Source organism: Enterococcus silesiacus, from assembly GCF_001886225.1.
Classification (GTDB): Bacteria; Bacillota; Bacilli; order Lactobacillales; family Enterococcaceae; genus Enterococcus_L; species Enterococcus_L silesiacus.
Genome location: NZ_JXLC01000002.1, coordinates 135,155 through 156,157 on the forward strand (window position 1 = coordinate 135,155; position 21,003 = coordinate 156,157).

Below are 21,003 nucleotides of genomic sequence, written 5' to 3' on the forward strand. Positions count from 1 at the left end.
AGCACAGAAAGTCAATAGATTCCGTCTTATCAACGGTTACTTTAAGAATTTTGCTTTGCAAAAATCTTCGCTAGTTTTTTCAATAACTCAGGTGCATCTTCTTGGTCCATTACAACTTCGATCCATTGTAATCGTTGCGTATCTTTTCTAGCCGTTTTCATCACTTCATCCAACTCAATCGTTGTAGTGACTTTATAGGTTGCGACGGTTTGACTAGTGCCGCCAAAGACTAGTGGCAATTTTTGATAATCCCACATAGGGATGTCATTGTATTGTTCCGTTGCGCCATGGATTTCTCGTTCAACTGTATAACCATTGTTGTTGATCACAAAAACAATGGGCGTCAATTTTTCTCTTAACGCAGTCCCTAATTCTTGTACGGTCAATTGCAGTGAGCCATCTCCAATAAACAAAAGATGTCGGCTCGCTTTATTCGCAAGTTGACTCCCTAAAGCAGAGGGAAATGTGTAACCGATCGAGCCCCATAAAGGCTGTCCAATAAAATGCATCTCTTTTTTTAAGGCAACACTCGTTAAGCCAAAGAAAGAGGTGCCTTGTTCGCCGATCACAGTATCACCTGGAATAAGAAAGGTTTCGACCATTTTCCAAAACTGTTTTTGTGTTAATTTTTCATCGTTGATTTCTTGGTCTGAGATTCGTTTTACTGGCAGTATTTCATCTGCATACCTTGAAAAAGAGAGGGTAGCCAAAGCAGAAACAAAACGATCTAACGGAATAGCTTCAGACTTTTCTCCATAGAATAAGACTTCTGTGCTGCCGATTGAGATGATTTGTTTGTCTGTAAAGCCAAAACTAAATCCAGCCGTAGCAGAATCTGTCAACTTAGCCCCTAATAATAAAACTAAATCTGCTGTATCAACACGACTTTTTAGCGGTTCTTCCGTTGTAGAACCAGAGTAAGTGCCTAAATAGTGAGGATCTTCTTCATTAAATGCACTTTTTCCAAGTGGTAAAGTGGTAATTGGCAGATTAAATTTTTGGATAAATTCATCTAATTCCTGTTCGATATGATAACTTAAAATCTCATGACCAGCAATAACGACGGGATTATTTGCTTGAGATAAGGCTTTTTCAACTTTATTTAAAATAGCTGTTTCAACAGCCGTTAGTTTTTCTGATGTCTGACTTAAAGGCTTGAGTGGACGATTGGCTTCGAATTCAGCAACGTCGATCGGTAAATTAATATAAACAGGGCGTTTTTCACTCAAAGCAATAGTCAGTACACGATCAATCTCAGATAGAGCATTTTCTGCTGTTAAGTGAGCAATGGCGGCAGTTATTTCTTCATGCATTTTTTCAAAGTGTAGAAAGTTCCCATCGCCTAATGTATGGTGGACAAGTTTTTTATTTTTTTGAACGGTTGTTGTTGGGGAGCCGACAATTTCAATTACAGGCACGTTTTCCGCAAAGCTTCCCGCTAAACCATTGATAGCACTTAATTCTCCTACGCCAAAAGTTGTAACAAATGCTGAGATTCCTTTTGTTCTAGCATAACCATCTGCCATATAAGCAGCATTTAGCTCATTAGCGTTACCAATCCATTCAAGATCTTCTCTTGCAGTGATATGGTCTAAAAATTGTAAATTATAATCACCTGGAACGCCAAATATTTCATCGATTCCTATTTCTTTTAAACGATCTAACAGGTAATCTGCTACAGTATACATCTAATCATCCTCTCAAAAATAGCTTGCTAAAACAGTATAAATCTGCAAAAAAAATTAGTCGACTATGTTGCATGGATCATAAGAAAGCCATTAAAGAACAATTTGAAATGTATTATCTAATTTTTTCAGAAAATAAAACAAAATCACTTTACTTGCTATGTAGTAAAAGGCAATATTATGGTAAAATAGGAAAAGCAACTTTCTTCAGGAATTTGAGAGGAGTCTAATAAGTATGAAAAAAATGTATAATGTTGCCGTGGTAGGCGCGACAGGTGCTGTTGGCACAAAAATGCTTGAAATGTTGGAAGAAACATCATTACCCATGAATCAGGTAAAACTTTTAGCTTCAAAACGTTCTGCGGGAAAAGAAGTAACGTTTAAGGGGCAAACCCTTGTAATCGAAGAGTTAGTACCTGAATCATTTACAGACGTGGATATCGCATTGTTCAGTGCAGGAGGCGGTATTTCAAAACAATTTGCACCAGAAGCTGTTATGCGTGGGGCGGTTGTTATTGATAATACAAGTCACTACAGAATGGATCCAGAAGTACCTTTAGTAGTGCCAGAAGTCAATCCAAAAGCGTTAAAACGCCATAAAGGAATCATTGCTAATCCCAATTGTTCAACAATTCAAATGATGGTTGCACTTGAGCCGATTAGACAAGCATATGGTTTGGACCGTTTGATCGTTTCAACCTATCAGGCAGTCAGTGGAGCAGGAATCAATGCAATGGAAGAGTTAAAATCACAAGCTTTGGCGTATATCAACGGCACGCCAGCTGACAAATTAGAAGCGACTATTCTACCGTCTGGTGGCGATAAAAAGCACTATCCGATTGCTTTTAATGCATTGCCTCAAATTGATGTCTTTGCAGAGGCTGATTATACGTATGAAGAGTGGAAAATGATCAATGAGACGAAGAAAATCATGGAAGATGATAGCATCAAAGTCGTTGCGACATGTGTGCGAATCCCTGTCTTATCGGGTCATTCTGAATCGATTTATATTGAAGTCAAAGAAGAGGGTTCTGATGTGAGTAAAATCAAAGACTTGATTGCAAAAGCGCCTGGGGCCGTTTTACAAGATGAGCCAAGTCAGCAAATCTATCCGCAAGCTTTAACGAGTATCGACCGTAAAGAAACCTTTGTAGGAAGAATTCGTCAAGATATTGATATTGATAAAGGCTATCATATGTGGGTCGTTTCTGATAATTTATTAAAAGGGGCTGCTTGGAATTCAGTTCAGATTGCGGAGACTTTGCATGAGATGGATTTGGTGAGAGTTTAGATAGTATCTAGCTTTAAGGCTGAACGAGCTCTTGCTTTGAAATACAGTGAATAAAATGAACTGATGTTGAAAAGTACAAGGTGAAGCGAAGCGGAACGTTGTTACCATGTGTTATCTAGCTTCGCGGGCTAGCTCTTCGGGAAAAAGATAAATTATGAATGAGACAAAAAGCGCCTCAGTCATAATTTCCTATTTTCCTGTCAGAGCTAAACGAGCTCGCTACGCTTTTAAATATTATCTAGCTTCGTGGGCTAGTCTCTCGGGAAAAAGATAAATTATGAATGAGACAAAAAGCGCCTCAGTCATAATTTCCTATTTTCCTGTCAGAGCTAAACGAGCCCGCTACGCTTTTAAATATTATCTAGCTTCGTGGGCTAGTCTCTCGGAAAAAAGATAAAATCTGCCTGTGACAAAAAGCGTCACAATCATATTTTCCTATTTTTCAGTCAAGACTAAACGAGCCCGCTACGCTTTTAAATTAGGAGGTAGTAAGTATGGATTTAAAAAATGCAACGATCATTACAGCAATGGTTACACCTTTTGACGAAAGTGGTGCGATTGATTTTGCTAAGTTGCCTCAATTGGTGAACCATTTGCTTGATAATCATACAGAAGGAATTATTTTAGCAGGAACAACAGGAGAATCACCGACGTTAACACATGATGAAGAAATTGATTTATTTAATGAAGTGATTCGTTTAGTTGATGGACAAGTGCCGATCATCTGCGGTGTGGGAACCAATGATACGCGGGATTCTGTTGAATTTGTGCAAGAAATCTCTGCGATTAGAGGAATCGATGCTGGTTTGGCGGTGGTTCCTTATTATAATAAACCGAATCAAGAGGGATTGTATCAACATTTTAAAGCAATTGCTGAGGCGAGTGATTTACCGATCATTTTATATAATGTTCCAGGAAGAACGGTGGCTAGCCTTGATGTAGCAACAACTTTACGCTTAGCTGAATTGGATAATATCATTGCAATCAAAGAATGTTTTGGTCTAGATGCGCTGACTGAGTTAGTAGAAAAGGCGCCAAATGACTTTTTAGTGTATACTGGAGAAGACTCCTTAGCTTTTTCAATAAAAGCATTAGGTGGACAAGGGGTGATTTCAGTTGCCAGTCATGTATTTGGCACTGAAATGTATGATATGTTCCAAGCGCTAGACCATGGAGAACTAAAAAAAGCTGCAAGCATTCAGCGTCAATTATTACCTAAGATGAATGCCTTGTTCTCAGTTCCATCCCCTGCACCTGTGAAAGCAGTCTTGAATCAAATGGGGATTTCCGTAGGTGATTTGCGTTTACCTCTTGTATCATGTACAACTGAAGAAAAAGCGAAAATTTTAAGCATACTGGATCTTTGATTCAGTATGAGAATATAGAGAGGTGAAATGAGTGAGTACAATAAAAATCGTTCCCTTAGGCGGCGTTCGTGAAAATGGTAAAAATATGTACATCGCAGAAGTGGAAGATGAAATTTTTGTACTGGATTGTGGATTAAAATATCCAGAAAATGAACTATTAGGTATTGATGTGGTGATTCCCGATTTTACGTATTTGGTGGAAAATATCGACCGTGTTGCAGGAATTTTCTTAACACATGGCCATGCCGATGCAATCGGAGCATTACCGTATCTTTTATCTAAAGTTCATGTACCAGTATTCGGTACGGAATTAACAATTGAGTTAGCAAAATTAAACGTAGGAGATCATGCGGATTCTAAAGACTTTAATGATTTTCACGTAGTCGATGCCCATACGGAAATCGATTTTGCGCATGCTACAATTAGTTTCTTCCGGACAACACACACGATTCCTGATTCTATCGGAATCAATTTGAAGACCAAAGAAGGCAATATCGTTTACACAGGAGATTTCAAGTTTGACCAAAGTGCGATCCCGATGTATCAAACAGATTTTGGTCGTTTAGCTGAGATCGGTAATGAAGGAGTTTTGGCATTATTAAGTGATTCTTCTAATGCTGAGAACCCAGCACAAGTTGTGTCTGAACTTCAAATAGCTGATGAAGTCTTCGATACGATCCGCTATTGGGAAGGCCGTATCATTGTCGCTTGTGTGGCCAGTAATTTACAACGTGTCCAACAAATATTAGATGCGGCACAACGTTCTGACCGTAAAATCGTATTGACGGGCCAAGATTTCCAACGAATTATCAATACAGCAATCAAACTAGACAAATTAAAACTACCAAGTGAAGATTTAATCATCAATGTTAAAGATATGAAAAAATATCAAGATGATCAATTAGTGATTTTAGAGACGGGAACAATGGGTGAACCAATCAAGTCATTGCAAAAAATGGCGAATGGGACTCATCGTGTTATTAAAATCAAAGAAGGCGATTTGGTATATATCACTACAACGCCGACAACTGCGATGGAAACAGCTGTCGCCAAAACAGAAGATATCGTCTATCGTGCAGGTGGAGTAGTCAAACAAATCTCTGATAATATGCGTGTTTCAGGGCACGCAAATCCAAATGATCTGCAATTGATGCTGAATTTGATTAAACCTAAATACTTTGTTCCGATTCAAGGGGAGTATCGTCAATTAGCTGCACATGCTGATCTAGCTCATGAGTTGGGCATTCCGTATAAAAATATTTTTATTACTGGTCGTGGAGATATCCTTGAATACAGTAAACAAAAAATGAATGTTGCCGGCAGTACAACGGCGGACAATATCATGATTGATGGAATCGGTGTTGGGGATATCGGCAATATCGTACTTCGTGATCGCCGTATTTTATCTGAAGATGGTATTTTCGTCGCAGTTGTGACGATCAATCGCCGCGAAAAACGGATTGTTTCACCTGCTAAAATCACATCGAGAGGGTTTGTCTATGTGAAAACCAGTAAAGATCTGATGAAAGAAAGCAGTAATATCGTGACCGAAATTGTTGAAAAACATCTTGAAAGTAGCGATTTTGAGTGGAGCAAATTAAAACAAGATATTCGTGAACAATTAAGCCGTTACCTGTTTGAACAAACAAAACGACGTCCTGTGATCTTACCAGTAATTATGGAAGCGACACAACGCAAAGGACGTAAAGCAGCGAATTAATAAATAAGATCACTCAGTCAGTTATTTAATGGCTGAGTGATTTTTTGTATAATTGATGAAGAGACTATTTTTTTACAGATACTGATTTTTTCGCTACAATACAGAAGTAATGTTTATAAGCGGATTGGACTTTTAAGGTGTCTAGTTTAATGGGCTAGACACTGTGCTTTGCTTCGATCTCATCAATTCCTAAGAGCTAAAGCTCAAGGATTGAAGGTCTCGGAAAAAAGATAAAATATGCCTGTGACAAAGAGCGCCACAGTCAATTTTTCAGTCGAGGCTGAAAGAGCTCGTTCAGCTTTTAAATTTAGGAGGGAAGAAAATGGAAAAGAAACAAGAAACGCGTTGGATTAAATTTCTTGGTGGAAAAAATTTATTATTTACATTGGTTGCCTTATTGTTATTAGGGGCTGTCATTTTCATTTTTCATCAGGTTGGTTTTATTTTTGGACCGATCGGTGTGGTTTTCAAAACAATCATTGGCCCAACGATTTTAGCCTTGATTTTATATTATTTATTCAATCCAGTTGTCAATTGGTTAGAAAAGCATAAGGTGAAACGAGTTTATGGTGTTTCGGCTATTTTTATTATTTTGATTGCATTGATTGTTATTGGTATTATTCTAGTCGTTCCAATTTTACAAAAGCAAGTGGATGGTCTGATTAAAAGCTTTCCGCAATATATGGCTGATTTGAATAAAATGGTCACCGATTTTTTCCATAATTCAGCTTTGGAAAAACCCTTAGCAAATGCCCTAGATGGAATTCAACGTTGGTTTGACAATGTATCGGATGGCATAGGAAGTTATTTTACTAAGGCCGTAGAAGGTGCTTCTACAGTTTTTTCTACTTTGACTGGTTTTGCACTAGTGATGGTTACAGCGCCAATTATTACTTTTTTCCTATTAAAGGATGATCAAAAATTTTTCTCATTTGTTTTAAAAATTATTCCACCACGCTTTAGAAGTGACGCAAGAGAAATCGGAGCCACGATGAGTAGTCAGGTCGGAGCTTATCTAAAAGGACAAATATTAGTATCAATTTCGATTGGGATTTTAACGTTTATTGGTTTTTGGTTGATCAAAGTGCCTTATTCAGGAACCTTATCGATCATTGTTGGGGTGACAGCGGTGATTCCTTACATTGGACCTGTGATCGCGTTCATTCCCGCTGCAATCGTAGCATTAATGGTTTCATTTGGTATGTTTATTAAAATGTCGATTGTCTGGATGATCGTCCAAATGTTAAATGGTCATTTGATTTCTCCTCAAGTAATGGGGAAAAAATTAGTTGTACATCCATTGACGATTGTAATCGTATTGTTAGTAATGGGTGATTTATTAGGTATGTTTGGCTTGATATTTGGTATTCCAATTTATGCGATTGCCAAAGTTTTAGTTACGTATATTTTTCGTAAATTTAAACAACGTTATAATCAATTTTATGGAGATAGTGGTGAATATGAGGATACTGAATTTTCAAAAGAAGAGTATTTAGATGAATAATTAGAAGCAGCGATTGAACGTCAAAAACAGTAGATTATTTGCTGCTGTATTGAGGTTTGATCGCTTTTTTTTATGATGTAGAAAAGGACAGAAGCAAAAAAGAAATTCGTATCTTTTGTAATACTTTTTTTTAGGCGTTACAATTTAATCAACAGCAAAACAATTAGTCTAAAAGGAGGGAAGTATATGAAACGATTGCTGAAAATTATTTTTGCATTGATCATACTCCTATTGTTTGTCGGAACACTAGGCTTACTTAGTCAGTTGATCGACATACCTTGGCTATCTTATGAAGTAGACGGTCTGCTTTATTATTACCCTTGGTTGTTCACCTTCTTTGAATGGACCTTGCTTATTTTAGGTGGACTCTTGTTACTCAGTTTGATTGTTGTTTTTTCCGTTTCTGGACAAAGAAGACGCTTGATTGTCAAAGAGGCGAAGAATCGAATTGAAATACCTAAAAGTACAGTGGAACAAATAGTACAAGATGCCTACAGCACGATCATTCATCCAGATAAGACCAAAATGAAAGTAAAAATTAAAGGCAAAGAAAAAGTAACGGTAAAACTAAGAGTTGACGTTAGAAGCAAGGAACGCTATCAGCCGTTAGCAGAGGAAATGAAAGAAACGATCCAAAATGCATTAAGTATAGCGTTAGAATCAATTGATAGCCACGTAACTGTTCAATTGAGAGAAAAAGAACCAACAGAATCCTCTGCTTTCAGCAAAAAACAATCACGGGTGATTTAGCCAACTTATGGGGCATTCTCTCAGAAAAAGAGAAGCAATATGGATTATTCTTTCGAGGTTGAAAGAGCCCGCTGCGCTTTTGAATTAGGAGGAGAAGCTATGAAACAAGAGAATAAAGAACGCTGGATGAAACAATTTAAACCCTATCGTTTCCGAATTATTTGGACAACCTTGTTTTTCCTTTTAGCACTGTTGTTGCTATTGATCGGATTTGGAAAAACCCTGGTCTTACTAATTTTTGCTGCGGTAGGATACATCATCGGAAAAATGCGGGATGAAGATTTAGATATTTATTCCTTGATAGATTCAGTCAGATCTATGATAGGAATTTAATAAACTAATTTGAAGGAGTGAATGCAAATGGCAGAAGCAGTAGAAAACAACACAGGTGGATTAAAAGCAAAATTGACATTTAGTGATGTCGTGATCAAAAAAATCGTAGGTGTTGTTATTTCGGATGTTGATGGAATTTTAGGACTTAGCGGCAATCTTTTTACAGATTTTGCGGATCGTTTTAGGGACAATGAAGATGTTACGAAAGGCATCGGTGTAGAAGTCGGGACAAAACAAGTAGCTGTTGATGTATCGGTAATTTGCAAATACGATGTCAATATTTCTCAAGTTTTCGACCAAACCGTTGAAAAAGTCAAAGAAGCAATCACACATATGACAGGTTTAGATCTAGTTGAATTCAATATGAGCGTTGATGATGTGATGACAAAAGAACAATATTTAGAAAAATATCGTGGCAAAGACAACGATGAAAGCAAAGGCAATAACTAATCTTTTTCAGTATATTTTTCATTCTATTATACAACAATAAAATAACAGGAAGCAAAACCAATGTTGTTTTGCTTCCTGTTATTTTTCTGTTTTGACCGAAAAAGTAATCAATCGTTTAGACTGATACATTTTCAAGCTGGAGTAAAAATTTTTTAATCGTAAGTCCATCTTGTTCAGAGCTACCTAGATAGCCCGTTAATTTTCCGTTTTTACCAATTACTCGATGACAAGGAATAATGATGGGCATCGGATTTTTACTATTTGCTTGACCAATTGCACGAACGGCTTTAGGTGAATCGACCGCTTGAGCGATAGCTAGATAGCTGCGCGTTTCGCCGTAAGGGATCTGGTATAAAGCTTCCCAGACTTTTCGTTGAAAAATAGTACCGCAGTGAATGGATAAAGGGACGGTAAAGGATGTTCGTTTACCTGAAAAATATTCTGTGAGCTCTGTTGCTGCTTGTTCGGTATAAGTATTTGTTCGATGCTCGATAATCTCAAAAAAAGAAACGGCCGTTAGCCCTTCATTATCAGCATCTAACCAAATAAAACCAAAAGGCACACTAATTTTCATCTTATTCTCCTTTATTTAATTGATTTCTTTATTATACGTCATAATTGTTTTATTTGGGAAAAATTTTATGATAAACGAAACAAAACCATCGGTCAATCACTTTAAGTATCAATTCTATCCTCCATCTTAAAAAGCAAACGGTGAGAGGACGTGTTTAAAAGATATGTGAACGCTCAAAGCAACATGAGTAAAAAGAGTTGTTGCGATTGTTTTATTGAAGGGAACTAGTATTTATTTCTTCGGCAAGTATGGTACTATATTTTTATATACTGAAATCGGGGGCGACAGAATGGAAGAGATTGTCATCTTTCACACGAATGATTTACATTCACATTTAGAAAATTGGCCCAAAATAAGAAGATATCTCCTCAGCCAAAAAAGAGCCTATGAACAATCAGGGAAAACGGTTTTAACACTCGACTTAGGTGATTTTATTGATCGCTGGCATCCGTTGACAGAAGCAACTGATGGTCAAGCGAATATTGAGCTGATGAATGAAATAGGCTATGATGCAGCCACAATCGGAAATAATGAAGGGGTTGGAAATTCTAAAGAGCAGCTGAACCACTTATATGACAATGGAAACTTTGATGTTTTACTGGGAAATTTAGTTGATTTAAAGACGAGAAAGGCGCCGATTTGGGCAAAGCCCTATAAAATCATCGAAACCAAGGAAAATACTAACATCGGTCTGATTGCATTAACGGCACCTTTTCCTTTAACCTATGAGCCTAATGGCTGGGATATTCAGTCAATAAATGAGACTTTGCCATTACTAATCAGGGAAGTTCAGCCTAAATGTGACAGTTTAATCTTAATGAGCCATTTAGGGATTGACGAAGATATAAAGATAGCCAATAGCTATCCCGAAATTGATGTCTTACTTGGCTCACATACACATCATTTATTCAAGCATGGTGAAAAGATCAATCGTACACAGCTGTCCGCTGCTGGTAAATTCGGCTACTATATTGGCGAAGTTCACTTAACCATTGATCATCATCAAATTATCCATAGTGAGGCCAAAGCCATTCCGACAGCTGAGCTTCCAGCACTTGCGACAGATCAAAGAGAAAGTGCTGACTATCTGGCTTTAGGTCATGAATTGTTGCAAGCAAAAAAAGTTGCTCAAATCACTAAGCCTTTACTGATCGATTTGAATGCAGAACAACCATTGATCGTAACAACATTAAAAGCCTTAAAGGAAAAAGGTCAAACGGAGGTCGCTATTTTAAACAATGGCTTATTCTTATCTGATATTCCAAAAGGAATCGTAAACGAAGATCAACTACATGAGACATTGCCTCATCCAATGCATTTGATTCGTGTGACGTTGACGGGTTCTGAACTGATCCGAATGGTCAGAGAAATGGAAAAAAATCGGCACTATTTACGGAAGTTTCCAATTACAGGAATGGGATTTCGCGGTAAAGTTTTTGGTGAGCTGTATTATGACGGGTTAGCTTATGACAAACAAAAAAGGCAAGTATTATGGAAAAGCCAGCCCGTTGAGCTAAAACGAACTTACACCTTTACAACAGTCGATCACTTTATGTTCATCCCGTTTTTCCCGACGATCGAATTAGCTGGGGAGGTAGAGTTTCTTTTTCCAGAATTCATCCGAACTGTTTTAGCCAACTACTTGAACGAGCACTACCCAATCCTATAAAAACAAGGTATAATAAAATCTAGGCGGTGAAGAAATGACAGAAAAAGTAAAGAAACCATATAAATCAAATAAACCAATCAAACATAAACAAGAATCGGCTACGACCTTAACAGAAGAGATCACAACGGTTCTTGAAGAGATAAAAGAAGAACCTGTCAAAGAAAAGAAAAAAGGCGAGGTTGTCACACTGATTGATGATATCCATGTGACGATCGGCGAACGGCAATATCTGTTGGTGAAAAACCATCGGGAGGCTTTTGATGCAGAGCGTTTAGGCGAACGTTTTAGCGATGTCTTATCCAGATATGATTATATCGTTGGGGACTGGGGCTATGATCAGCTCCGCTTAAAAGGCTTTTTCAATGAAAGCAATCGTAAAGCTGCACCTGAACAAAGAATCGATACGCTAGAAGACTATCTATATGAATACTGCAATTTTGGTTGTGCTTATTTCGTAATCGAGCGTGTCGGCGGAAAACGTGAAAAACAACAAGCACGCCGCAAGAAACCAAATAAAAAACCAATTCATCAGAATCAAGCACATACGGAAGAAAAACGAGTGCCTGTCAATACTAATAAAACGAAGCCAGTGATCAAGAATCGTAAAGAAAATGAATCAAAAAAACCAATCATTGGTAAACAAGTAACTGATGCTAGCAAACGCTCATTTACAATTCGTCAACGTGAGGAGTAACAAGCTGTGAAGAAACACTATCAAGGATATTTAATTGATTTAGACGGTACGATTTATTTAGGTAAGGAAGTGATTCCAGCAGGAAAACGTTTTGTTGAGCAACTGGAGGAACGAAAGCTACCATTTCTATTTGTGACCAATAATACAACGAAAACACCAGCAGCGGTTGCTGATCGACTCGCTCAGGAATTTGATATCCACGTTTCAGCGAAGACTGTTTATACAGCAAGCCTTGCGACAATTGATTACATGAAAGAGCAAGGCAAAGGAAACAAGGTCTACGTGATTGGTGAATCGGGGCTGGTTGATTTGATTTTAGCTGCTGGCTTCGAGTGGGATGAAGAGACACCAGATTTTGTTATCGTCGGACTAGATACTGATATTAACTATGAAAAATTTGCCACAGCTGCGCTTTGTATTAGAAAGGGTGCAACTTTTATTGGCACAAATCCAGATAAGAGCATCCCAACAGAACGAGGCTTGTTGCCAGGAGCAGGTTCATTTATTGCTTTGGTGCAAACAGCGACGCAGACAGATCCAATCATGATCGGAAAACCAAATGCAATCATCATGAATGAAGCACTAAAAGTCATGCAATTGAATAAAGACGAAGTAATCATGGTTGGTGATAATTATGAAACAGATATTCAGTCTGGTCTTCAAAATGGGATTGATAGCTTACTTGTTTTATCCGGATTTACAGCGAAATCGGCCGTTCCGACTTTACCTAAACAGCCTACATATATTGTCGATTCTTTAGATGAATGGACTTTTTGATATGAAAGAAAAAAGTTGGATTTGGCGTGAACGAGCTGGAATCGTGTGTTTGATTTTAACTATTATTTCTTTAAGTATTGCGATTACCATTAACTTTCGTCTGTTATATGTTTGGGATATCGATTCATTAAATATTTTAGACTATGTAGAGATGGACAAGCCTACATTGCTAAAAAACTTTGATCAGTTGATGGCTTATTTAAATAACCCATTTATTGACACGTTAAAATTATCTGATTTTCCATCCTCTAAAAGTGGTGCATTTCATTTTTATGAAGTAAAACGCCTGTTTTTACTTTGTTATGGTGTATTACTTGTGACGGTGATTCCAAGCGGTTTTTTTATTTTCCGTTTGATCAAGGAAAAACGCGTATGGCGTTTGATTCGTCCCTTTCAATGGGGAATGATTATACCAGTATTTTTGGGCGCTTTAATGGCTATTGGATTCGATCAATTTTTTGTGGCATTTCATGGCGTATTTTTTAATAATGATGACTGGTTATTTGATCCGGCTGCGGATCCAATCATCAATGTCTTACCAGAAGAATATTTTATGCATAGCTTTATTTTGTTTTTTGTCTTGCTGGAACTGTTCTTCTTTATCGGAATTGTTGCTGGAAAGCGAGAGTTGAAAAAAGTATAAAACATATTTTAAGTCACTGGAAACTGTCTCAATGAAGCTGATTCTAGTGGCTTTTTTATTTGGTGCTATAGTCTATAAATATTTACTAACGTCAAAATTTAAGTTAAAATGATTATAGGAATAAAATCACATTATGGTTGGTAGTCCATAAATATGAAGCAATTCATATTAGTATCCTGCCCCTCCGGGTTGTCCATTTCCTGTATTAATTAAAAGGAGGGCATCGTCATGAAGTTAACGATTTATTTCGATGGTAGTTATTGGTATGGTTTGATTGAATACGAAGGCGTAGAAGAAGATTACCGAGCTTGTAAATATCTATTTGGTGTAGAACCTAAAACGTCAGAAGTTGAAGCGTTCATCGTAAATCAAATAGATCATATGATCTATCTTAATGATCAAAAGTTGAAAAAATCTTCTAATCAAATCAGCATCAAAAAAGAGAAAAAAATGAATCCTAAGAAAATGCAGCGCGAAATTAATAGACAAAAAAAGCAACCCATTTTATCTACTGCAGCGCAGCAATCCATGAAAGAAGCTCAAGAACAATTTAAGCTGATCAAAAGGAAGAATTCTAAAGAACGAAAAGAGCAGATGAAAAGAGAGCAGTTTTTGTTAAAGCAAGAAAAAAAACTTCAGAAAAAAAGAGGTCATTAAGCTTTAAATTAACTGTTAGTGCTGTCTTAAGTGCTCGTATGAAGTCCATTCTTAAGTGATGGGTTCGTACGAGTTTTTTTGTTAAATCAAATGATCATCCAAATCGGGCTAATTGCAGCTGACAAAAAGTAACGAAATCTCTTGGTCTTCATCAAAGAATTATAGGAATGCGGTATCAATAGTTAAAGTTTGTGAGAACCTATAATCAAAAATTGGTTTTGTATTGTAAGGGTTTTGATTACTATTTTTATTATACAGGTAGCTTTTTAATAATTATTTAAGTGGAAATTTGATATAATATTAGTGGGTTGACATTTAATGCAGGTACCTTTATAATATAGAACAGGTACCTGATTTATATTATATATTATGGAGGAATCTATTATGGAAGAACAAACATTGATGGAACAGTTTCTAAATTTGCAAGTAATGATGCAAAGATATTTTATGAAACGTCGCAGAGAATATGGACCTTTCGGTAATCCGCATAGAGGGCAAGGCAGAGTTTTAAATTTGTTAAAACTGAAACCTGAAACAACTCAAAAAGAGTTATCTTACTTGTTAGATATGCGTCCCCAATCTTTAGGTGAGCTATTAGGTAAATTGGAGAAAAATGGTTATATCAGCCGAGAACCACTTGAAAGTGACCGCCGAGTGATGGTGATCCGTTTAACGGAAGCTGGAATGGCTGCAGCTGATAATAGTAAGCAAGAAGAAGCAACGATTTTTGATGCTTTATCAGAATCAGAACAAGAATCATTCAAAATCATCATGGGTAAATTACTCGAAGCGCTTGAAGCTGAAATCCCTGAAGAAGAGCGTGACTTTAGAGGTTCTCATATGCGTGGCAAACATGGAGGATTCGGCCGTGGTTTTGGTGGAGGTCCTGGCAAAATGGACCCAGACTTTGATCCTCGTGACATGTTTGGATCGCCTGATTTTCCGAAAAGAGGAAAATTTGGCTTTGATTCGTTCAAACGGACTACTGAAGACGATGATGGGTTTAATGATTTTTAATAAACGGTGATTAAATAAGCTAAAACAAGCTTTCTTAAATGGGAAAGCTTGTTTTTTATTACTAATTTCAATCTGGTTTTAAAAACTAGATTGAATGTTTTTTAAAATAATGTTAAAATGTTTTAGTAAATAGAAGGAGGGATCTTGTGAATGAAATAAAATCCTCTTTAGCAGTTTGGGGAAAAGAACTAGTGGACGTCCACTTGCCGCGTTGGCATGAATTACCCGAATTAGAATTGTATATGGATCAAGTAATCACACTTGTTGAACGATACTTGTCACCAGTTATTTTAAAGGAAAAACATACCTTGCTAACCTCATCGATGGTCAATAATTATGTGAAATTAGGACTGATTCCAGCACCAAATAAAAAACGTTACAACCAAAAGCATTTAGCTTTCTTAATAGCAATTACGCTATTAAAGCAAGTTCTAACTATACCGGAAATCAAACAAGGTATTCTGTATCAAGGTGCAGCGGTTGGTATTCGTGAAGCGTATAATCTTTTTTGCGAGGAGCAAGAAGCAGCCCTATCAGTCGTTGTGGCTCAAGCTTTAGGAAATGAACCAGTTGCAGCTTTTGATCAATCAATACCAGTGGAATTTTTAATTGTAAAAGGTGCGACGTTATCATTTGCCACCAAATTATTTACTGAAAAGGTCATTGAATTAGCACAAAAAAACTTAGAAGAAGATGGAGAACAAGTGGATGAATAAAGAAAAAATTGCATTATTAGTGGATTCGGGGACGGATGTGCCGCAAGAATTAGTTGAACAATATGGAATGTATATGATTCCGCTGCAAATTATTTATAAAGACCGTATTTATACCGATAAAGTAGATATCACGCCAGAAGAAGTTTATAAGCGTTTAGCTGTAGAAATTCCGAGTACATCATTGCCAGATGGAGAAACAATCACAAAAATTTTCGAAAAAATTAAAGCAGATGGCTATGAAAAAGTATTGGCTGTGACGATTTCAAGCGGATTGAGTGGAACCTTTAATGTGGTTCGTTTGATTGCAGAAGAATTTGAAGGATTAGAAACATTTGTTTTAGATACAAAAAATATCGGAATAGGCAGTGGTCTTCAAGCAATTGAAGCAGCTAAATTACTTGAAGCAGGTTTTGCGTGGAACGAAATCAAAACGAAATTAACGAATAATGTAGCCAACGCTAAAGTCTTTTTTAATGTTGCAACGCTAGAATATTTACAAAAAGGTGGTCGAATCGGTTTAGTTGCTTCAATTTTAGGAAATGCGTTAAAACTAAATCCGATCATTTCTTGTAATGGTGAAGGTGTTTATCATACCGTTGCTAAAGCGCGCGGCAGAAAAAAAAGCTTAGATAAAACCTTTGAATTAGTAAAAGCTTTTGTTGGGGATCATAAGAAATTTGTGTTAGCAGTTGCCCAAGGTCAAGCGGTAGAAGAGGCAGAAAGTTTTTACGAAAAGCTGAAGGAACAGTTTCCTCAAGCAGAAAAAATTTACTTTGGTACGATCAGCCCAGCTTTAGTTGTCCATACAGGACCTGGTCTTTTAGGGATCGGAATCCAACTGTTAGATTGATGTCAAATACCAACAAAGGAGCATTTAATCAGATGCTTTTTGTTGGTATTTTTTTAAGTTTCCTCATATGATTATACATATCAATCATATTGAGATATTACTCATTGAAATTTCTCTCAATTTTAGTTGAAATTATCACGAAAATTTTCATGAATGTGATAATCTATTTAAGAATAAAAGTGAAGGGAGGGAAATCTATGAAAAAAGCAATTGCAGAATGTCTTGGCACATTTATCTTAGTTTTCTTTGGTACAGCGACAGCTGTTTTAGGAGGCGGGATGGACGGTATTGGTACAACTGGTATCGCTTTGGCCTTTGGTTTGACGATCATTGCGGCAGCATATAGCATTGGTACGATCTCTGGAGCTCATTTAAACCCAGCAGTTTCATTGGGAATGTGGGTCAATAAACGAATCTCAACAATGGATTTGATTTATTATATCGTGGGTCAAATCATTGGTGGTTTGATTGCTTCTTTAGCTCTGCTGTCAATTTTAAATGCATCAGGAAGAGAAACAACGAACCTAGGTCAAAATGGTTTTGGTGACTTTAGCGCATTTGGTGCATTAACTGTGGAAATTATTTTAACATTTATTTTTGTTTTGGTGATCATGACTGTCACAAGTGCGAAAAAAGGCAATGCGAAACTTGCAGGAATCGTGATTGGTTTGACCTTAACGATGATCCACTTAGTGGGAATTCCGCTAACTGGTACATCTGTCAACCCAGCTAGAAGCTTAGGGCCAGCAATTTTTGCAGGAGGAGAAGCATTATCTCAAGTTTGGGTATTTATCGTAGCGCCGCTGATCGGTGGCGTACTTGCAGCTTTAGTTAGCAAATATTTACTTGATACTGAAGAGTAAAACGATAAAAGATGCTTGATAGAGTCATTCTATCAGGCATCTTTTTTTATATGAGCTCATTACATATTTTTAATTCCAGTTTGGTAATGATCAAAAAGTGGGCCAGACAAATCAAACGTAAATGTATTACGATCAACAAGACCAACGACTTCTTGACTTTGATAAAGTTCTATGAGAAATTGAGCCATCTCTTTTGCGGTGTGAAAGGTTGTAAAACCTTTAGTGTAGTCATAAGAGTTTGAACCATTAGCAACTTGAGCAAATTCTGTTTCAGTAGCAGCTGGAGCTAAAACTTTTGCTTTAAGAGGAGAACCTTTGGCCTCAAGCTCCAAGGCAATCGCCTCAGTAAAGGCACTTACATAAAATTTTGTTGCACAATACGTCGCAGCATTCGGAACATTTTTGTATCCGCCAGCAGAAGAAACGTTAATTAACTGGGTATTTTCTTTGTTCTTATAATCTGTGACATAAAGAGAGGATAGTAAAGTTAGGGCTTCGATATTCAAATGCAACATTTGACTAACCTTTTCTAAATCCTGATCAGCCACTGCATGATAGTAGCCAAAACCAGCATTATTGACCCATGTTTCGATGTCATAAATCTTTAAATCATGATACAAATCAAACACATTTTCATTTTGAGCTAGGTCGACAGTTTTATTCACGATCTCAAGGGTCGGATAGTCCGATAAAATTTCCTCCTTCAAATGATCAAGTCGATCTTTCCTTCGTGCAATTAGAATCAAATTTTTTCCTAGTTTGGCAAATGCTTTCGCTGCTTCTAAACCAATTCCTGAACTTGCGCCTGTGATTACGGTGTACTTCATAATATTCCTCCTAATTTAAAAGCTGAAAGAGCTCGGTCAGTCTCGACTGGAAAATAGGAAAAAATGACTGTGACGTTCTTTGTCTCATTCATTTTTTATCTTTTTACCGAGAGGCTAGCTCTTGAAGCTAGATAATATATGGTGATAACGGTCCACTTCGCCTCACCTGTTACCTTGCAAAATCAGTTCGTTTTCTTTATGGTGTTTCAACGCTAAATAAGATATGCTGTGCCAATCTAGCTCATAAAACAAGATAATGCTAAAAAGTAAACTGAGTGGTACAATCGAAGTATACGGTTTAGAGTCGACTCTAAAGCAAGAGAAAATTTAAAAGGGTGTGAGAAAAATGTATACAATCAGTGAATTTGCAAAAAAAATCGGGATTAGTGAACATACGTTGAGGTATTATGAAAAAGAAGGCTTAATCGAGCCCTTAAGAGATGAACATAACTACCGAGTGTATCAGAAAGAGGATCTTGATTGGGCCAATTTTGTGATAAAGCTCAAAAATACAGGGATTTCTTTAAAAGAAATCAAACAATATACCCACTTGAGAAAAATCGGTGATGCAACACTCACAAAGCGTAAAAATTTATTATTGAACCATCGTCAAAAAATTCTAGCTGAATATGAAAAGGTCAAAGGACATCTTGAATTGTTAGATGATAAAATTACGCTATATGATCAGCTTGAAAAAGAGTACAACAAAAAATCCTCAACTGCAGCATTCAATAAGCAATGAATGGCATTTGGGGATTATTCATTTTAAAAAAAGGTAATCGTTTTTTGTGACGTATCGACTGTTGCTTTATCTCCGATTGGAATGGTAAAAATAGGTTGAGTATGGCCAAAATTCATATCATAAATCACTGGAATTTCTCGTAATAGAGGATATTTTGATAAAATAGCTAAAAGTCGTTCTTCTGTCATTTCGGTTTCTTTAGGGAAACGCCCAATCAGCAGCGCTTTCGGATGCTTGACAACCTGCAGTAAAGCGGCCAGACCGCGGGCAAAATCGTGGTAATCATCTTCTTCGGAAGTTTCCACAAATAAAATTGCCTGTTCTAAGTTCGGTAAAAAGCGGGTGCCAAAAAGTAGCTGAAAGGTACTTAAATTGCCGCCATAGCAAATGCCAGTAACAGGGAGTGCTTGATTATAGACTTTCCATTCATTGGTATGCAGTGTACGTGTAGGTTCAGGTAAATACCATTCATCCTGACTCCAAGATTTAGAAGCAGATACTACAAAAGCCGCTTCTGCTGTGGTTGCCTGTAAAAATGCTTGTGTCTGATAAGCCTGAAGTTCATCCATTTGAAAACTTGAAAAATGCGGACCAACATAAGTAAGTAACTTGGTTTTTGTCGTGATAGCATTGCATAAAGCCGTGATGTCGCTATAGCCACAAAAAATTTTAGGATGCCGTTTGATCAACTCAAAATCAAGATAAGGCAGTAATTCGTTACTGTTGAATCCGCCGATTGCAGTTAAAATCCCTTTTACATTTTCGTCAGAAAAAGCTTCATGTAAATCTTTAACTCGGCTCATAATCGAAGAAGAGCCAAGGACATCTTGTTCGTTTGTATGTTCAGAGAACGTGACTTTGAAGCCTAGATCCTTCAATCTTTTCTCAGCTGATTGAATGCCGTAATCACTTAAACGAGAAAAACTATTGGACGGGGCAATGACTCGAATTTCATCCCCAGCATGTAATCGTGGTGCTTTCATTTTATCGCTTCCTTCAAAAAAACTTATTCCTAATTATAGTCAGAAAACCTTTATTTTTGCAAGATGTAGATAAGAAAGAGTAACGACTGCCTTGTCAAAGATGAAACAGTGGACAAAATAAGGTATAATGATAGAGAATATGCTTAGACAATTAAAAGACAAAAGAAAAAAGAGGTGCCTCTTATATGAAAAAAATATTAGTTGTAGATGATGAAAAACCGATTTCGGAGATTGTGAAATACAACCTTACTAAAGAAGGATACGAAGTTTTCACGGCATACGATGGTGAAGAAGCTGTTGAAAAGGTCAAAGAAGTAGAACCAGATTTGATTATCCTTGACCTGATGCTGCCGAAAATGGATGGTCTGGAAGTAGCCAGAGAAGTTCGTAAAACGTATGACATGCCGATTATTATGGTCACCGCAAAAGATTCTGAAATTGATAAAGTCTTAGGTCTTGAACTAGGAGCAGATGATTATGTCACAAAACCATTTTCTAATCGAGAGCTTGTGGCTAGAGTAAAAGCGAATCTACGCCGCGGTGCAACCAATGCCAAAGAAGCGGAATCAACAACTCAGTCTGAATTAACGATTGGAGATTTGACGATTCATCCAGATGCGTATATGGTCTCAAAACGAGGAAGCAAAATCGAACTGACTCATCGTGAGTTTGAATTATTGTATTACCTAGCTAAGCATCTTGGCCAGGTCATGACTCGTGAACATTTACTGCAAACGGTTTGGGGGTATGATTATTTTGGCGACGTTCGAACTGTAGATGTGACAGTTCGCCGTTTAAGAGAGAAGATCGAAGACAGCCCAAGTCATCCAACGTATTTAGTGACGCGTCGTGGTGTCGGTTATTATCTTCGAAACCCTGAACAGGAGTAGT

22 protein-coding genes are annotated in these 21,003 nt (G+C 37.1%); 18 read left to right on the top strand and 4 right to left on the bottom strand.

Annotated features, from left to right (window positions below; genetic code table 11):
* Positions 1-41: 41 nt before the first annotated feature.
* Complete coding sequence (locus tag RV15_RS01805) at positions 42-1,688, bottom strand: alpha-keto acid decarboxylase family protein (protein WP_071876354.1); 1,647 nt, start codon at positions 1,686-1,688, stop codon at positions 42-44.
* Positions 1,689-1,920: 232 nt separating this feature from the next.
* On the opposite strand from RV15_RS01805, the gene RV15_RS01810 reads away from it, so the two are divergent.
* The 7 genes from RV15_RS01810 to RV15_RS01840 all read left to right on the top strand — a co-directional run bounded on the left by RV15_RS01810 (position 1,921) and on the right by RV15_RS01840 (position 9,100).
* Positions 1,921-2,976, top strand: coding sequence for an aspartate-semialdehyde dehydrogenase (locus RV15_RS01810; RefSeq protein WP_071876355.1), 1,056 nt, complete (start codon positions 1,921-1,923; stop codon positions 2,974-2,976).
* 494 nt (positions 2,977-3,470) lie between these two features.
* The gene (gene dapA / locus RV15_RS01815; protein ID WP_071876356.1) at positions 3,471-4,343 is read left to right on the top strand and encodes a 4-hydroxy-tetrahydrodipicolinate synthase; all 873 of its coding nucleotides are present in this window, start codon (positions 3,471-3,473) and stop codon (positions 4,341-4,343) included.
* A 31-nt stretch (positions 4,344-4,374) separates the two neighbouring features.
* A complete protein-coding gene (locus tag RV15_RS01820) occupies positions 4,375-6,063 on the top strand; it encodes a ribonuclease J (protein WP_071876357.1) in 1,689 nt (562 codons plus the stop codon).
* Between the two features lie 322 nt (positions 6,064-6,385).
* Positions 6,386-7,567, top strand: coding sequence for an AI-2E family transporter (locus tag RV15_RS01825; protein WP_071876358.1), 1,182 nt, complete (start codon positions 6,386-6,388; stop codon positions 7,565-7,567).
* A 186-nt stretch (positions 7,568-7,753) separates the two neighbouring features.
* Entirely contained in the window at positions 7,754-8,317 is a 564-nt protein-coding gene (gene amaP, locus RV15_RS01830; RefSeq protein ID WP_071876359.1) for an alkaline shock response membrane anchor protein AmaP, read from the top strand.
* 99 nt (positions 8,318-8,416) lie between these two features.
* Positions 8,417-8,650, top strand: coding sequence for a DUF2273 domain-containing protein (locus tag RV15_RS01835; RefSeq protein WP_071876460.1), 234 nt, complete (start codon positions 8,417-8,419; stop codon positions 8,648-8,650).
* 27 nt (positions 8,651-8,677) lie between these two features.
* A complete protein-coding gene (locus tag RV15_RS01840; RefSeq protein WP_071876360.1) occupies positions 8,678-9,100 on the top strand; it encodes an Asp23/Gls24 family envelope stress response protein in 423 nt (140 codons plus the stop codon).
* Positions 9,101-9,215: 115 nt separating this feature from the next.
* On the opposite strand, the gene RV15_RS01845 is transcribed toward RV15_RS01840, so the two are convergent.
* Positions 9,216-9,674, bottom strand: coding sequence for a methylated-DNA--[protein]-cysteine S-methyltransferase (locus RV15_RS01845; RefSeq protein WP_071876361.1), 459 nt, complete (start codon positions 9,672-9,674; stop codon positions 9,216-9,218).
* A gap of 289 nt (positions 9,675-9,963) precedes the next feature.
* Between RV15_RS01845 and RV15_RS01850 the strand changes: the two genes are divergently transcribed.
* The 9 genes from RV15_RS01850 to RV15_RS01890 all read left to right on the top strand — a co-directional run bounded on the left by RV15_RS01850 (position 9,964) and on the right by RV15_RS01890 (position 17,560).
* Positions 9,964-11,343 carry a bifunctional metallophosphatase/5'-nucleotidase gene (locus RV15_RS01850; RefSeq protein WP_071876362.1) on the top strand — a complete coding sequence of 460 codons (1,380 nt, stop codon included), beginning with the start codon at positions 9,964-9,966 and terminating at the stop codon, positions 11,341-11,343.
* A gap of 34 nt (positions 11,344-11,377) precedes the next feature.
* Positions 11,378-12,037, top strand: coding sequence for a YutD family protein (locus tag RV15_RS01855; RefSeq protein WP_071876363.1), 660 nt, complete (start codon positions 11,378-11,380; stop codon positions 12,035-12,037).
* A gap of 6 nt (positions 12,038-12,043) precedes the next feature.
* Complete coding sequence (locus tag RV15_RS01860) at positions 12,044-12,814, top strand: TIGR01457 family HAD-type hydrolase (protein ID WP_071876364.1); 771 nt, start codon at positions 12,044-12,046, stop codon at positions 12,812-12,814.
* A gap of 1 nt (position 12,815) precedes the next feature.
* Entirely contained in the window at positions 12,816-13,457 is a 642-nt protein-coding gene (locus RV15_RS01865; protein WP_071876365.1) for a TIGR01906 family membrane protein, read from the top strand.
* Between the two features lie 228 nt (positions 13,458-13,685).
* Entirely contained in the window at positions 13,686-14,114 is a 429-nt protein-coding gene (locus RV15_RS01870; protein WP_071876366.1) for a YjdF family protein, read from the top strand.
* A 384-nt stretch (positions 14,115-14,498) separates the two neighbouring features.
* The gene (locus tag RV15_RS01875) at positions 14,499-15,131 is read left to right on the top strand and encodes a MarR family winged helix-turn-helix transcriptional regulator (RefSeq protein WP_071876367.1); all 633 of its coding nucleotides are present in this window, start codon (positions 14,499-14,501) and stop codon (positions 15,129-15,131) included.
* 146 nt (positions 15,132-15,277) lie between these two features.
* Entirely contained in the window at positions 15,278-15,847 is a 570-nt protein-coding gene (locus tag RV15_RS01880; RefSeq protein ID WP_071876368.1) for a DUF1836 domain-containing protein, read from the top strand.
* Positions 15,840-16,697 (top strand): DegV family protein, encoded by an 858-nt coding sequence (locus tag RV15_RS01885; RefSeq protein WP_071876369.1) that lies wholly within the window; start codon positions 15,840-15,842, stop codon positions 16,695-16,697. Before RV15_RS01880 ends, RV15_RS01885 begins: the two co-directional genes overlap by 8 nt.
* 197 nt (positions 16,698-16,894) lie before the next feature.
* Positions 16,895-17,560 (top strand): MIP family channel protein, encoded by a 666-nt coding sequence (locus RV15_RS01890; protein ID WP_071876370.1) that lies wholly within the window; start codon positions 16,895-16,897, stop codon positions 17,558-17,560.
* Positions 17,561-17,619: 59 nt separating this feature from the next.
* On the opposite strand, the gene RV15_RS01895 is transcribed toward RV15_RS01890, so the two are convergent.
* Positions 17,620-18,387 (bottom strand): SDR family NAD(P)-dependent oxidoreductase, encoded by a 768-nt coding sequence (locus RV15_RS01895; protein ID WP_071876371.1) that lies wholly within the window; start codon positions 18,385-18,387, stop codon positions 17,620-17,622.
* A gap of 346 nt (positions 18,388-18,733) precedes the next feature.
* Here RV15_RS01895 and RV15_RS01900 point away from each other — a divergent pair, with 346 nt between their 5' ends.
* Entirely contained in the window at positions 18,734-19,129 is a 396-nt protein-coding gene (locus tag RV15_RS01900; protein WP_071876372.1) for a MerR family transcriptional regulator, read from the top strand.
* 23 nt (positions 19,130-19,152) lie between these two features.
* On the opposite strand, the gene RV15_RS01905 is transcribed toward RV15_RS01900, so the two are convergent.
* A complete protein-coding gene (locus tag RV15_RS01905) occupies positions 19,153-20,112 on the bottom strand; it encodes a S66 family peptidase (protein ID WP_071876373.1) in 960 nt (319 codons plus the stop codon).
* 185 nt (positions 20,113-20,297) lie between these two features.
* Here RV15_RS01905 and yycF point away from each other — a divergent pair, with 185 nt between their 5' ends.
* Positions 20,298-21,002, top strand: a complete 705-nt coding sequence (gene yycF / locus RV15_RS01910) for a response regulator YycF (RefSeq protein WP_025870939.1) — start codon at positions 20,298-20,300, stop codon at positions 21,000-21,002.
* Position 21,003: the final 1 nt, after the last annotated feature.